Origin of the sequence: Tissierella sp. MB52-C2 (assembly GCF_030931715.1) — a bacterium.
GTDB lineage: Bacteria > Bacillota > Clostridia > Tissierellales > Tissierellaceae > Tissierella.
Window position 1 is genome coordinate 2901694 of the sequence record NZ_CP133261.1, and the last position, 15608, is coordinate 2917301.

Consider the following 15608-nt stretch of genomic DNA (forward strand, 5'->3'; position numbering starts at 1 on the left):
TGAAATTAATTTAGATTATATCAAGTTCTAAAACTAAAAGAGAAAAAGTATAACCTTCCTATTCGGTATAAAAAAAAACAGAAAATCTGTTCTTATAATTTAATGTCTATAGTCTTGCCTAGATGAGGATTAATTGATTGTGCCATCATCTTGGTATTTACTTCTAGCATCTAAATCAAATCTACAGCTTGTACTTCTACTATATACATGAGGTTGCTTCCTTATTATTTTCCAATAGTCTATAAATATTATTCTTATACTTCTCTACTGCTGGTTGGTCAAAGGGATTAATATCTTGAATATATGAGGACATTACACAAGCTTTTTGGAAAAAATACATTAGCTTTCCCAGATGAAATGTATCTAGCTTGGAAAGAGTTAACACTATATTAGGCACTCCTCCATTTTCATGTGCTTCCCTAGTCCCTTCAAATGCCTTTGCATTTATATAATTAAGACTCAAACCCGAAAGATAATTTAATCCATCAAAATCATCTCCATCAAAATTTAACTCTAAATCCTTTTCCAGTGATTCTATCATAATTACTGTTTCGAAAATATTCCTCTTACCATCTTGTATTAATTGTCCAAATGAATGAAGATCTGTAGTAAAGTTTGCAGATGCAGGATAAATTCCTTGTCCATTTTTCCCTTCAGACTCTCCAAATAACTGCTTCCACCATTCTGATAAATAAAAAAGACTTGGCTCATAGTTCGCTAAAATCTCTATATCTTTTCCTTTTCTATATAGAATATTTCTAATGGCAGCATATTGATAGCATATATTCTTATCAAAATCTTCTTCACTATATTCAATCATACCATCATATATACCTTTCATTATTTCATCTATATCTATGCCAGAAACAGCCATTGGTAAAAGCCCTACTGCTGTAAAGACAGAATATCTACCACAAATATCTTCTGGAACAACAAAAGATTCATATCCTTCCAATCGAATTAATTCTCTCAATGCACCTTTTTCTCTATCTGTAGTTATATAAATCCTATTTCTAGCTTCTCTATTTCCATATTTCTTCTCCATTAGATTTTTTAATACCCTGAACGCAATAGAGGGCTCCATTGTAGTTCCAGATTTTGAAATTACATTTAAACTAATATCTTTATCTTCTATATACTCTAGTAAGTCAGCAAAATATTTGCTTGATAGATTATTTCCTACAAAATATATCTCTGGAAATCTACGTTTTTCTTTTGATAGTGAATTATAGAAGCTATGGTTTAAAGCTTCAATGCACGCTCTCACCCCTAAATAAGAACCCCCTACACCTATTATAATTAGAACTTCAGATTCATCCTGTATTTTGTAGGCTGTAGTTTTGATTCTTTCAAACTCATTTTTATCATAATTAGAAGGTAAATCCATCCATCCCAATAGCTCATTTCCTTTACCTGTTTTTTTATCTAGTAGATAGTGATTTTCTTTTATCAGTGGCCTAATATGATTTAAATCTTCATTAGAAATAAATGCCCCCGAGTAACTTAATTCCATTAAAATCCTCCATTTTATTCAATTTATAATAATTAATTATCATCTTTAGAAATATTAGATTTATTAAATATATCTGAATTAACTTCTATTTCAGTATTTCTGAATCTATCAGCATACATATTTTCATAGTATTTCACATAATCTCCAGACATTACATCGTTCATCCACCCTGTATTATTTAGGTACCAATCTATAGTTTCCTTTATCCCTTCTTCAAATGTATAAGAAGGCTTCCAGCCAAGTTCAGTTGTTATCTTAGTATTATCAATTGCATATCTTCTATCATGACCTAGTCTATCTCTTACATATGTTATTAATTCTTCTCCTTTGCCTAAATAATTTAGTATTAACCTTACAATTTCAATGTTTTCCTTTTCATTGTTACCGCCTATGTTATATACTTCCCCTAATGTTCCCTTATGTAATACAGTATCTATAGCAATACAATGATCCTCTACATGGAGCCAATCACGAACTTGCTTACCATCACCATATATAGGGAGAGGTTTGTCATTTAGTACATTATTAATCATCAGAGGAATTAGCTTTTCTGGGAATTGATAAGGTCCATAATTATTGGAACAGCGAGTGATATTCATAGGGAGTCCAAACGTTTCATAGTATGCTCTTACCAATAAATCTGCTGATGTTTTTGTAGCTGAATAAGGACTGTTTGGTGCTAAATTTGTATCTTCAGTAAAATATCCTTCTCTGCCTAAAGCTCCATAGACTTCATCAGTAGATACCTGAACATACTTAACGCCTTGTTTAAATTCTCTACTATATTTATTATTAGCATCAAGCTTCCAATATTTCTTAGCTGTATCTAATAATGCTTGTGTACCAAGGATATTAGTTTTTGAAAATATCTCTGGATCCTCTATACTTCTATCCACATGAGATTCTGCAGCAAAATTAATCACGACATCAATATTATACTGATAAAATACCTTGTCCAATAAATCTCTATCACAAATGTCTCCTTTTATAAAGTGGTATTTTTTTGAATCGCCTATTTCTTTAAGATTATTTAAATTTCCCGCATAAGTTAATAAATCTAAATTAACTATATTATAATCATACTTAGATAACATATATTTTATAAAGTTAGAGCCAATAAAACCTGCTCCACCTGTTACAAGGATATTCATCACATACTCCTTTCCAGATATTCATAGTTAGAATTCATCTGCTATATTTAATAGATACTGTCCATACTCAGTTTTTTCATATTCTTTTCCTAATGCAATAAGCTCCTCTTTGCTAATCCACCTATTCCTATAGGCTATTTCTTCTGGGCAAGATATATATAAGCCTGTCCTCTTTTGCATTGTGTTGACAAAGTTTGAAGCATTGGCAAGTCCATCATATGTACCAGTATCCAGCCATGCAAATCCCCTTCCCAATAATTCAACTTTTAATTTCCCTTCGTTTAAATAGGTTCTATTTAAATCAGTTATTTCTATCTCTCCACGAGATGACGGTTCTAGATTTTTTGCTCTCTCTATTACACTATTATCATAATAATAAAGTCCTGGCACTGCATAATGAGATTTTGGATTCTCTGGTTTTTCTTCTATTGATAACACATTATATTTTTCGTCAAATTCTACGACTCCCAATTCCCTAGGATCTGGTACATAATAACCAAAAATTACAGCACCTTCCTTAATACTTGAAGCGTTAGTCAATTTTTGTACAAAACCTTGTCCATAAAATATATTATCTCCAAGAATTAGGCAAACGCTATCATCTCCAATAAACTCCTCTCCAACTATAAAAGCATCTGCAAGTCCTCTTGGTTTTTCTTGAATTTTATATTCTATCCTCATCCCAAGATGTGATCCATCTCCTAATAAACTTTCATAAAAACCTATGTATTCAGGATTAGATATTATAAGAATTTCTTTTATCTTGGATAACATCAATACACTTAATGGATAATATACCATTGGTTTATCATATATTGGTAGTAGTTGCTTGCTAATTCCTTTGGTTATTGGATATAGTCTGGAGCCGTTTCCACCTGCTAAAATTATGCCTTTCATTTTTACCTCCTAATAGTTGTAAGGGCTTATCCCTTAATAATCTTACATATTCTATCAATATCCTCTAATGCTAAATCTGCATAAAGCGGAAGACATAACACTCTATCAGCAATATATTCTGCCACAGGAGTACCCTGTGAACTAAAATAATCTTTATAACATTCGATACGATTTGTTAATGGATAAAAATACTTTCTTGCCATTATGTTATTTTGCTTCAGCAACTCATAAATACCATCTCTACTATTTTTATATCCATCAAATACAACAGGAAAATAGGCATAATTGCTTTTCACATTTTTCTGTTCCTTCAATAGCTTAATTCCATTGATATTCTCTAGATTCTCTATGTACCTTTCTACTACTCTTTTTCTGCTATTTATATCTTTATCTATATTTCTTAAGTTGCAAAGTCCCATTGCGGCCTGAAATTCATTCATTTTTGCATTGGTACCGATATCTTCTATAGATTCTTGTCCTGTAATACCAAAATTTTTAATGCTATTCAGTTTATTCTTGAAGCTTTCTTCTTTAAAAGTTATTGCTCCCCCTTCTATGGTATGAAATACCTTTGTAGCATGGAAACTAAACATAGAAGCATCTCCAAAATTACCAATACCTGTATCATTAACAGTTACGCCAAAGGCATGAGCAGCATCATAAATAACCTTTAGATTATATTTCTGGGCAATCCTATGGATTTCGTATACATCACATATATTTCCATATACATGAACAGGCAATATTGCAGACGTCTTTTCTGTAATAAGACGCTCTAGCTTTTCAGTATCTATTGTATAATCATCAGGATTGATATCACAAAATATTGGCTTCAATCCATTTCTAACAATGGCATGAGTTGTAGACACAAAGGTAAATGGCGTCGTTATTACTTCACCAGTTAAATTAAAAGCTTGTACTACACACTCCAATGCAAGATGTCCATTTGTAAAAAGTGAAAGGTTTGGAACATCTAAACATTTAATTAATCTTTCTTCTAATTGATTATGTTTTTCTCCCATGTTCGTCAACCAATGACTGTCCCACAAAGATTTAATTTCTTCAATATATTCTTCAATAGGTGGCATTGAAGAACGGGTTACCTGTATCTTATCGCTAAACAATAAAAACACCTCATTATAAACTATAATTTCTTAAATTGCCTTATCCTTATATTTGCATTCTATAGAGTTGCATAACATATAGTTTCCCAAGAAGTCCTATGATGATGTCTAATATAAATTTTATACTCTGGAACAAGACTTTTTATAAATCAAAACCCACATCACTTTCATAAAACTAACTAACATTAATTCAATTTTATAATAATACACTTGCAACCCTTGGCTCTACACAACAACAAAGGCGAAGGCTTACAATACGAACTCCGCTAGCTCTTTGAGGACCTACATTTAAAAAAGTCCCAAGAGCAGTAGTATCTCCTTTTAATCCTAGTGCCCCTACTTGGCTTTCATTAATACTATTAGTTATTTGTTCTTCTAGTTTACTTTGTTTATCGAGGTTTCCTCTAATCATTGCTTCTATCATTAAACTCGTTGCTTCGAAGTGAGTCCTCCCAATACCTATAGCTGGTACACAAGGGGTACATCCTAAATTTTCAGCTTCTTCCTTTGCCCAGCTTATAACTTCTTCCAATATAACCTCTAAGCTATGTTTATGAAAGACACGATGAGTCCTACCTCTAATTTCAGGACCTCCTCCTTGCATTAAAATATGTACTCGTATAATGTCTTCCTCTATCATCTTTATAATTATTGGTGCTAAATTAACAGAACTTGGATCTTCGTCAATACCACCAGATTGTTCAAGTCTTTCCACATCAGATCCTAGAATAGCCATAGGTCTTCCCGGTAATTCTCTAAGCCCAAGTGCAACACCCTCTCGAATTGCATCGAGAATTTCTCCTGTTAAAGCTTTTGTTTTCCCTAACTCAATAAAAATATGCGGAATGCCAGTGTCATCACATAATGGACTTTTCCTAGCTTTTGCTATGTCCGCATTTTCTAATAAACTTTCCAAAATCAACTTTGCCCTTGGTAACTTTTCATTGGTGATAGAACGATTAAAGGCTCTTATTTGATCTTCACGGTAACTAGAAGATGCTGTTATTAAAGCTGTCTTTATTTTTTGAATTATTTCATCTATTGAGTTTAGTTCTTCCATTACTATTCCTCTCTTTTCTCTTTTTCCACTATATCTTCAATAGTTATACCATTAACCGCAACAATAATAATCGGTATTCTTTCGACAAACAATCGATTCATAGCCTCCATTCCTTCTTCTGAAAAAGCTACTACTTCTCTTCTAATTATCTTACTTTCTAATAGTGCTGTTACAGGTGGCAACGTAGCATAAGCAGAGTTCTCTATATTAAGTGCATTTATAGTTTCTTTTTTAAGCTTGCCCTTTCCTAAGTGAAGTCTTACACCAGCCTGGGAAAGAATCGGAATACTACTCTCAATATCTAGTTTATTACTAGAAGTTGGCCCAACCCCAGCAGGACTAACTGCAGTATGAAATATAACACTACCGTCTAAATCTACTTTAATCTCTTCTAATTTATCCATTTTAATAAGATCTACTAACTTAGGAAGAACTGCATCCCTTCCAGTAAAAATATTGCCTGATAAAAAAACTTGGTCACCTGGATGAAGATTTTGGATATCTTCTTTACTAATAGGGCTTCTTAACTCCTTCAAAAAACCACCACCTTATCTAAAGAGTTTTGAATAACACGATTCTGTTTCAATTACACCATACGCTCTAGCTTTTGTATAGATTTTTTTAGCCCAGTTTCTATGAGGATTGATTTCATTCATTTTATTGTTATTTATACTCTTAATTACACCACCAGATGTATCTAAAATTTGTAATGCATCTTCATATTCTTCTCTAGTTACCGACTGCATTGCATTAACATATTTTAAATGGGATGGATGAATAATCGTTTTACCTACAAACCCATTTGCTTTGTCAAGTATTACTTCTCTTAGCAAGCCATCAATCGCTTCATTTATAATTGTATTTCTTTTTAATAATGAACGATTTATATCCTGATTCAAGTCTTCAAATTTTGTATCTTTATCAGCTAAAAAATATTCCCAAACAGGTCCTGATATTACATAATCATCTTCTTCCCTAGTTAAGAAGTTTAAAATATCTGATAAGGCATCTCTTACCATCAAAATATCATAAATAGAATAATCCATACCTCGTCTAACTCCAAACTTTGAAGAAAAATCTGTTGCCCCAACTCGCAAATTTAAAATTAGTTCTTTATAGGGTCTTAATAAATTTCTTATTCCAGTTAGTTCGTATGTTCTTGTTTCTTTGTATACTATTTCATTACTTTCTAAGATAGGCATTCCATAAAGTATCTCAGAATGTTTAATATTTAAGTCTTTAAGTTGACTAAGATATAAGTACCCATTCTTCGTAGTAAATTTAGGAAATACAAAACCTGTAATTAGCCTAATTTGTTTCTTTCCAAGGTGATCTGAAAACAATCTAAATTGCTCAGGCGATCTAACCCTTAAAAAAAATAAAGGTAAGTCTTTTTCTTCTATTTCATTTTTTTCAACCTTTTCAGCAATAATATTTAAGATATTAATCACATTTTCTTCTGCCTTTGGTAACTCACTTTTGTCTATTGCATCTTCAAAACACATTACTAAACTAGTTAACCCTTCTAACTTATTATTTAGTAAAGAATCTAATATGAATTTTGTTGCAGGCATATAAAGCGTTGCACCTAGGCAATATTGTAGAAAGTTCCTTTCAGTATACTTAGTAAACTCTTCTGGTTGTCTTACAAATTCATAGTTTTTATTATATTGATGATGCCGCATATCGATTCACCCTCTTAATTTTATTTAATCGATCCCTTTTTAGAGCATATTGCTTCGGGATAGTATGTTTCAATCATTCTTTTTACTAAAGATACCTGTTTTGCTCTTTTTTTGGCATCAGAATCTGTTGTTTCCCAACTATGGTTTTGTGCTACAGACCCACCTGTTTTTAAATAAATTGGTGCAGCAACCCTGATCATCTCTGGAACTTCATAATGACGAATAAATCCTCCAGAAGAAGTTGGATTTTCAGTGTGTACATCTATAGGAATATCAATAGCTTCTCTAATTGCTCCAAGCATTTGTAATTGTATATCTCTAACTGGATTAAAGGAATTAGCACCAATCATTTCAATGAGTTTTGCTGAACATGGATTTCCATGACCACAATGGGCAGAGATTTTAAATTTACTTTCCTTTGGAATTTCTCCTTCTTCTCTAGCTTTATTTAAAATCCACAATGACCCTTCATCGTATACTAAAAAAGATTTACAACCTAATTTTGAGGCTCGCTTAACTTCCTCAATGGCTCTTATAATCTGATCTTGTCCACGAAGTCTATATCCCATCCGTTGTCCTTCAATTGTATGCACTGATGCACTAGTATCATAAGTAGCTCTAGGCCCTATTGCCAACACAAGTTCCACTTGGTGCTTTTCTGAAATCTGGACCATTTCTGTTATTTCATTATCTGTAAGAGTCATTATACCCTTTGTTTGTGTCACACGGTGTATGACAATACCATAATTATCAAGTTCTTCTAATAAAGCTTTCATTGGTCCAGGTCCTTGAATTCCAGGAACCTCGAATCTATATTGTGCCCCATCCTGAAATCTCTTTTGTGATGTCAGTAACTCATATTGATCTCCAGTAGGTAGTCCATTCCTTCTTAAAAATGCTTTTGTTTCTTTCATACTTTCCCAGCCTTTCTATTTATCTTTATTTATTTCTTTCATTAAATTATTCTTAATTTCTATTAATGAAACATCTAGCTTAGGAATATCACTTCGAATTCCCTTTCGAATATGTATATCAAGAAATTTAGGTTTTTCAGCCTTTAATAAATTATTAATTGCAACTTCTAAACCTTCTTTCGTATTTACTGAATTCCCAATAGTATGATAACCAATATTTTTTGCAATCCCAGTGAAATTTATTTTATGTGCTACTGAAGGTTGTCCACCAACAGATTCATGTGCTCCATTATTAAGTATAATATGCATAATATTAGTACAATCTGAAGAACCAATAATCGACATTGATCCCATGTGCATTAGTGCTGCTCCATCTCCATCTAAGCAAATGACTAAGCGATTTTTATTACCAATGGCAAGACCTATTGCAATAGAAGAAGCATGACCCATAGACCCAACATTTAAGAAATCTTGATCATGGGACATTCCATATTTATTTCTAACTTCGTATATTTCACGTGTAGCTCGTCCTGTTGTTGCTACAAATAAAGAGTCTTTAGGAACAGATTTTACAACTACTTCAATTGCATCTTCTCTTGACATTGTTAATTCACTGTCTTCCAATAAAAGATCTTTCTTTTCTCCTTTTTCTAATATACCTTTTCTTACCAAGATTGCAACAGGTTTATTAGTTACATTAGCTGTTTTTGTTGCCCACTTAATTACTTTCAAAACATCTTTATCTATTTCTGTATTTAGCTCTCTATATGGAATATCTAGTAATTCCAAAAGTTCAGGTGTAACTTCTCCCTGTTTTTCATGATGTGCCCAATCAATCGTTCCTGGTGCACCTCGCCAACCAATAAGCAAAATCACAGGTATTGAGTAGGTTTCTTTATTTGTTAAAGATATTAAAGGATTCAATGCATTTCCCATGCCTGAGTTTTGCATGTATACTAATGGAACTTCTCCTGTTGCTAAATAATGTCCCGCTGCAATACCAACTGCATTCCCTTCATTTGCAGCAATAACATGTTTTTCATTACCCAGATTATTAGATAGAAACATACAAAAATCATTCAATAGTGAATCTGGTACACCCGAATAGAAATTTATTCCTTCATCTTTTAGATAGCTATAAAATTTCTTTGGCTCAATCATTTTTTTCCTCCAATAACTTTTCTGTAACAAATCTATAATACTCTGGACTATCTATTTTCGTTTTCTTCCATCCTTGCTCAAATGTGTCTACAATTGTTTGTGGTAAGGGACCATTTTTACCAATATCTAAATTTTGCTCAAGTTGTTCTAGCTTTGAAGCACCAACAATAACCCCGTCTCCATGTCTAGAATCGAGTAAAGAATGATAGATAAGCCACCTATATGCCGCCTCTATAATTGTTATTCCTTCTTCTTTACATTGATTATTTATTAAGCTATAAGCTTCAAAATAAGACTCCTTCCAATAGCGATCCATATAATTAGATCTATAAGTAAAGCGACCTGGATCCGGATTGTCGGTGTACTTAGAATATCTTCCTGATAAAATCCCACCTGCAAGGGGATTGTAAGCATAAAACCTCATTCCCAACTTTCTTATAGTTGGGAAAAGTTCACTTTCAGCCTTTCTACTTAAGCCATTATAAACACCTTGATAAACGGTAGGTATTAGCCAACCATTTTTTTTACAAATATTATAGACATCTACAACCATATGCGCTGGAAAGTTACTTAATCCTAGTTCTTTAAACTTATTCTTCTGATACAGTTCTGCACATACTTCTAGAGTGTTTTCTATTGGAGTATTTGGATCTGGAAAATGCAAGTATAAAATATCCACTGCTTCTAATGATAACCTTCTCAATGATTCACAAATTTGCATATTAATTGCTTCTCCATCTAACCTTTGAGTTATTCTAGGATTAACCTTTGTTGCAATACTATACTTGTTTTTTGGTACATCTTTTAATGCCTTTCCTAATATTTCTTCAGAAGATCCATTATTATAAACAAACGCTGTATCTATTTCATAGTAACCTGATTTAATAAACTTATTAACCATCTTTTCAGCATCCATTTTATCAACTTGTGGACCAAATGTCATCGTTCCTAGAATCAACTTAATATTATCGCTCATACTATCTTCTCCTTATAACACTATTGAAAATCTTATCCTCAATTTATAGCAAAGAATATAACTCCTCCAACCTATTTTCTAAATTCATAACGCAGTCAATTATTTTATTAATCTCTTTATCAGTTTTATTTGCATATCTTGCCAAAGATATAAATTTATCAATTAGTTCTTGGTCTGTAAGGGGATTCTCTGGTTCACCTTTTGGAAAGTCTATCCTCTCAGTATATTTAGTATTATCCTTTTTGGTTATTGTCAATATCGCTGGACGCATTTGAGGAACAAGTGCTGATAATTCTTCATTTTCACAGATTTTTACCTTCTCAAGTAAAAAATGAATCTCAGGTTCTAAAATCATATTAGATGAAAACTCCTTATCTGTAGCTTTCCCAAAAAGCAAAGCAATAACAGTACTATAGGGAATACTCATTTTTGCAGAAGAAGTTCCTTGTATTTTAGTATGATCATGTCGACCAATAACATATTCATATGTATCAATTTTAATTTCTTTTATTTCTTCAAGTAATAATTGATTGTTCCTTCTAATATTAAAAGCTGCTTCAATTGATGAATGACAATGTCTACAAGCAGCATATAGTTTAAAGTATACTTTTAGTATCTTATATGACTCTTCCTTTGAGATTAATAATTTTGTGTTATCGAAGTTATCTGACATCATCTCCAAAAAACCAATGTTTCCAGACAAGGCATCCTTTGGAACCAAAAGTCCTATTTTTGCCATATACGTAGATAATAATCCATTAACAGATGCTTGTCCTACATTAAATGCCTTTAATTGTGATTCATCATCTAAAACCTTTAAGGTTCCCCCACTGGTAATCGCTGCGCTTGAAAATGCTGCTTTCATCTGCTCTTTAGTAAATTTATCAGCTACTGCAATACTAATTGCTGCTCCAATAGACCCACATGTTGCAGTTGGATGATATCCTTTATTATAATGACTTGGTTGAATTGCAGAAGCCAGCCTTATCGAAGCTTCATATCCAATAATTATACCCCTTATTAAATCCATACCGCTAAGTTTATATTTTTGTGCATATGGTAAAAGAGCTGAAATAATAGGAGCACCAGGATGAATTGCTCCAAATCTAACTCCATCATCTAACTCTAAAAAATGAGCACTTATTCCATTTATAAACACAGCATTTTGCAAATTTGTTTTATATTCTGTTCCAATAACAGATATATCTCCATATTCGTCACATAAATTACTAATTGAATTACTACTATTCATTTCTATACTTTTAGCACCTGCAAGTGTTACTCCTATATAATCAAGTATGCACCTTTTGGTTTGATGTATTACAGATTCATGAAATGTATCTTGAGAAAGTTCATATAATCTATCTAAAAAACAATCTGTAAGATTAAAACCTATATTAGCACTATCTTTTATATTCATAATTTAAGCTCTTCCTTTTTCATTAGATTACAAGTATATATCTTTTCTCATAATTGGTGAATTCATTATATCGTGAATTTCTAATTTCTTGATAGCAGTTTCTATTTTAGTATTTAACTCTTCTAAGTTATTTCCCTTAACTACAAAAGCACCGACCCTGTTAATACTCGATATATCATCTCCAATGGTCATCCCTTTTGTTTTATATTGTACAATATATTCAATTATATTTTTCTCTATTAATTCTTTATCACCCTTAATAAAACCCATTATTGATGGTTTAGCATATAATAAAGTTTCAGAGAAGTATTGTTCATTCTTTTTTGTTGCTATATCAATTGGTAATCCCATAAAAGAATTAATCGTTTGATTTATTATATCAAATCCTGTTATAAGTTCTATCATTCTAGAACTCTCTCCTCCACCTATTCTAGGTGCAAATTCAATAATATTTATCTCTTCATTGCTAATAATTGCCTGTACCATAAGCGGAGTATTATCTAATTGAAAAACAAGTGCTATCTTTTCCACAATTTCCTTAATCTCTTTTATCTTTTTACTATCTATATTTGGTGGTGTAACAGTACCAGTAATTTGTTGTAAGTCACTACTTCTACAATTTATTTTTTTTCTTTCCCGAATTGTTAAAATATGGGCTTCATGATTTTTAATGAAGCAGTCTATACCTATTTCTTTGCCTTCTATATATTCTTCAATTATAGCTTGATTACTTCTACTAATCTTTAAAGCATTATTCAAATAAAATAATAATTCTTTATCATCTACTACTTTATTAACCCCTTTTGACCCATTACTATCTGATGGTTTTACTATTAATGGATATTTCAAATCATTATCTTCATATTCACTAATCTCTTTTACATTAATATATTTTGAAGTTGGAATAGAATTCTGTTCCATTATTCTTTTCATAAAAATCTTATTTGTTACATTTAAAGATGTCTCATAACTATATGGAACATGATAACCTAATTTTTCAGAAACATATATGGCTGTAATATTAGCTTGATCAATACAAGTAGTTATAACTAAATCCACCTTTTTATCTTTTGCTATTTGTAAGACTCTTTCTTTATCGAGAGTGCTTTCTTGAATATGTTCATTAGCATATTTCTTAGCAATAGGGTTTTCATAATAGTCTATCAATATAGTATAATAACCCCTTCTTTTTAATCTTTGAATTAATTCTATATGAGCAGATGTGCCACCTAAAACAATTGCTTTTAATCTATCATCCTTCTGCATTACTATCTCTCCATTTCATGTTGAACAGTTGTGTTTTGAATTTATCACAGTAATTCTTTTAATGAAATTATTTTACTTTTTACATTTAATTTAATTAACTCATCTCTAATGTTTTTAGAGTCATAAAAAGGAGTTATAATTATTGCATCAACAAATGAATTTGTGTTTATCTCTTGAGGCCTAATTATAGGCCTTTCACTACACCCCTTTACATGACTATCTATAAAAAATGCTACTTCTATATCTGTATTATTCAGTTTATCTTTAATAGCATTTCCAAGGGTTCCAGCACCATATATTCCTATATTGGTAATTTTATTTTTTATAAAGTAATCAAGAATAGTCTCACTATCTATATGATTTTCAAAATTACCTTTTAAGTCCCTATATTCTTCTAATAATATGGCATTATCTATATCTTTTTGCAAATATGCACTATATTTTTTAGGTAAATATTTTAGAACCTTGTTTTTTTGCTCGGACCTCATTTCTGAAAATCTTTTTTTATCTTTCTGTGTAATGCTATTTTTATTAATCCTATAAACCCCCACGACGTCTTCCATTATAGCACCATATCCTTTTTGTAAACACAGTATCTGTGAGATATAGTCACCATATGGGGCATTGTACCAAATATCTGGAGGGTTTTCTAATACACTCTTTCTATACATTTTAGTTAATGTCCTTATCGATAAAGGATTTCGACGTAATTTTGTACCCTCTATTAAGAAATCCTCTAGACTAAACTTTTCATTTTTATGAATTTGATCTTCTAGAAAACAATTTGTCTTTTGTTCATAAATTTTGTATCCAAAACCACAAATAGTGTGTTCAGGATTATTATCTAAAAAGTCTACTTGTTTTTGTAGTTTATAATTATCTATCCAATAATCATCACCTTCCAGTGCTGCAATATACTCACCACTACACATTTCAACATTCGAAATTGAATTTTTTCTAGCCCCAACATTTTTTTCCTGTAAATTCAATCTTATGATATCTGGATATTTATTTTCATAATCTATAACTATACTCCTAGTATCATCCGTGGAACAATCTTCACCTATAATTAACTCATATTTAAAGTTTGTTATCTGAGATATCACACTATCTATGGCTTCTTTTATAAATTTCTCGTGATTATAAGCAGTCATTACTACACTAACTTTTAACATTCAAATTCTCCTTCTAATTAAAATAAAATATCTAATTCATAAGCTCACTCAGATTTAGAACTTCCATTTCTTAAATTCTTACTAACTTAGAATATCTTCTATTGAAATTATCTTTATCTTAGTCTTCTTCTTTAAAAATTCTCTTATATTATTAAAATCAAAAGAAGGTGTTATGATAATGACATCTACATTTAGATTATCGTCCACTTCATAGGGTTCAATAATATTTATTTGATTATCTCCTCGTGTATTTTTATCTATAAAATGCAAAATATTTACTCCAGAGCCTTCTATCTTTTTAATTAGTAAATTGCATAAAGTGCCTACGCCGTATATAGCAATATTATTAAAATTATTTGTTTTAAAGTACTTAACTATATCATGACTATTTGAAGGATCCATAAATCTATCTATAAATTCACTATAAGATTTCCTGATAATTGATTTTTCTATGCTCATCTGAATATCTTCACTATACTTCAAAGGTAAATATTCTAAAATATATTGCTTAACTTGTATCCATCTTTCCAAAAACTTAATCTTATCTTTCTGGGTTGTACTATCTTTATTAATTCTATATGTCCCCATAACGTCTTCTAAAAAAGCTCCATACCCTTTTTCTAATAATAATATCACTCTCATCATATCTACCGTGGGTACTTTTTCATTGAAATTCGGATGGTTTTCCAATGCACTCTTCCTAAACATAATTGTTAACAATCGTGGAAATAACTTATTGGATTCATTTTTAGCTTCTTCTTTTATAAAGTCTTCTAAGCTAAATTTTCTATTTTCATGTACTATGTTCCCCAGAAAATTTCCTGTTTCATGATAATATCTTTTATATCCATGACCACAAAAACTACAATCAAGGTTCTTATCAAGAAACTCTACTTGCTTTTGAAGTTTTTTCTCATCTATCCAATAGTCATCACCTTCTAAAAATGCTATATATTCACCTTTACACATTTTAAAAGTAGATAAAAAGGTTCCTTTGCCCCCAGTATTATAATCTTGTAAGTTCAATTTAATAATGTCGGGATATCTTAGCTTATATTCTTTAACTATAGCTCTAGTATTATCATCCGAATAATCTTCACATATAACTAATTCATATTTAAAATTAGTCCTTTGCATTAATACACTATCTATTGATTCTCTTATAAAATCCTCATGGTTATATGTAGTCATCAAAACACTAACTTTCATGTACTATCTCCTCCAAAACCTTCTTTAATATGTTCTATATCCTAATATTTAAATCTA

General features: G+C 31.0%; 14 protein-coding genes. All 14 read right to left on the reverse strand.

Features of this window, described 5'->3' with window-relative positions; translation table 11 throughout:
* Positions 1-199: 199 nt before the first annotated feature.
* Positions 200-1513 carry a glucose-6-phosphate isomerase gene (locus RBU61_RS14805; RefSeq protein ID WP_308876314.1) on the reverse strand — a complete coding sequence of 438 codons (1314 nt, stop codon included), beginning with the start codon at positions 1511-1513 and terminating at the stop codon, positions 200-202.
* A 32-nt stretch (positions 1514-1545) separates the two neighbouring features.
* Positions 1546-2664 carry a dTDP-glucose 4,6-dehydratase gene (gene rfbB, locus RBU61_RS14810; protein ID WP_374212452.1) on the reverse strand — a complete coding sequence of 373 codons (1119 nt, stop codon included), beginning with the start codon at positions 2662-2664 and terminating at the stop codon, positions 1546-1548.
* Positions 2665-2691: 27 nt separating this feature from the next.
* Complete coding sequence (rfbA, locus tag RBU61_RS14815; protein WP_308876317.1) at positions 2692-3561, reverse strand: glucose-1-phosphate thymidylyltransferase RfbA; 870 nt, start codon at positions 3559-3561, stop codon at positions 2692-2694.
* A 26-nt stretch (positions 3562-3587) separates the two neighbouring features.
* A complete protein-coding gene (locus RBU61_RS14820; protein WP_308876318.1) occupies positions 3588-4685 on the reverse strand; it encodes a DegT/DnrJ/EryC1/StrS family aminotransferase in 1098 nt (365 codons plus the stop codon).
* 196 nt (positions 4686-4881) lie between these two features.
* A complete protein-coding gene (locus tag RBU61_RS14825) occupies positions 4882-5745 on the reverse strand; it encodes a fumarate hydratase (protein ID WP_308876320.1) in 864 nt (287 codons plus the stop codon).
* A gap of 2 nt (positions 5746-5747) precedes the next feature.
* Positions 5748-6281 (reverse strand): fumarate hydratase C-terminal domain-containing protein, encoded by a 534-nt coding sequence (locus tag RBU61_RS14830; protein ID WP_308876322.1) that lies wholly within the window; start codon positions 6279-6281, stop codon positions 5748-5750.
* 12 nt (positions 6282-6293) lie between these two features.
* Complete coding sequence (locus RBU61_RS14835) at positions 6294-7430, reverse strand: HpcH/HpaI aldolase/citrate lyase family protein (protein ID WP_308876324.1); 1137 nt, start codon at positions 7428-7430, stop codon at positions 6294-6296.
* A gap of 20 nt (positions 7431-7450) precedes the next feature.
* Positions 7451-8344 carry a hypothetical protein gene (locus tag RBU61_RS14840; protein ID WP_308876326.1) on the reverse strand — a complete coding sequence of 298 codons (894 nt, stop codon included), beginning with the start codon at positions 8342-8344 and terminating at the stop codon, positions 7451-7453.
* Between the two features lie 15 nt (positions 8345-8359).
* On the reverse strand, positions 8360-9505 hold the full coding sequence (gene aepY, locus RBU61_RS14845; RefSeq protein ID WP_308876328.1) for a phosphonopyruvate decarboxylase: 1146 nt from the start codon (positions 9503-9505) through the stop codon (positions 8360-8362).
* Positions 9498-10481 (reverse strand): aldo/keto reductase, encoded by a 984-nt coding sequence (locus RBU61_RS14850; RefSeq protein WP_308876330.1) that lies wholly within the window; start codon positions 10479-10481, stop codon positions 9498-9500. Before RBU61_RS14850 ends, aepY begins: the two co-directional genes overlap by 8 nt.
* Before the next feature lie 43 nt (positions 10482-10524).
* The gene (locus RBU61_RS14855; RefSeq protein ID WP_308876332.1) at positions 10525-11901 is read right to left on the reverse strand and encodes an MmgE/PrpD family protein; all 1377 of its coding nucleotides are present in this window, start codon (positions 11899-11901) and stop codon (positions 10525-10527) included.
* A 27-nt stretch (positions 11902-11928) separates the two neighbouring features.
* Entirely contained in the window at positions 11929-13167 is a 1239-nt protein-coding gene (locus RBU61_RS14860; RefSeq protein WP_308876333.1) for an ATP-grasp domain-containing protein, read from the reverse strand.
* Between the two features lie 44 nt (positions 13168-13211).
* Complete coding sequence (locus RBU61_RS14865) at positions 13212-14342, reverse strand: glycosyltransferase family 2 protein (RefSeq protein WP_308876335.1); 1131 nt, start codon at positions 14340-14342, stop codon at positions 13212-13214.
* A gap of 81 nt (positions 14343-14423) precedes the next feature.
* Positions 14424-15551: a glycosyltransferase gene (locus tag RBU61_RS14870; protein ID WP_308876337.1), complete on the reverse strand. Its 1128-nt coding sequence runs from the start codon at positions 15549-15551 to the stop codon at positions 14424-14426.
* Between the last annotated feature and the right edge of the window lie 57 nt (positions 15552-15608).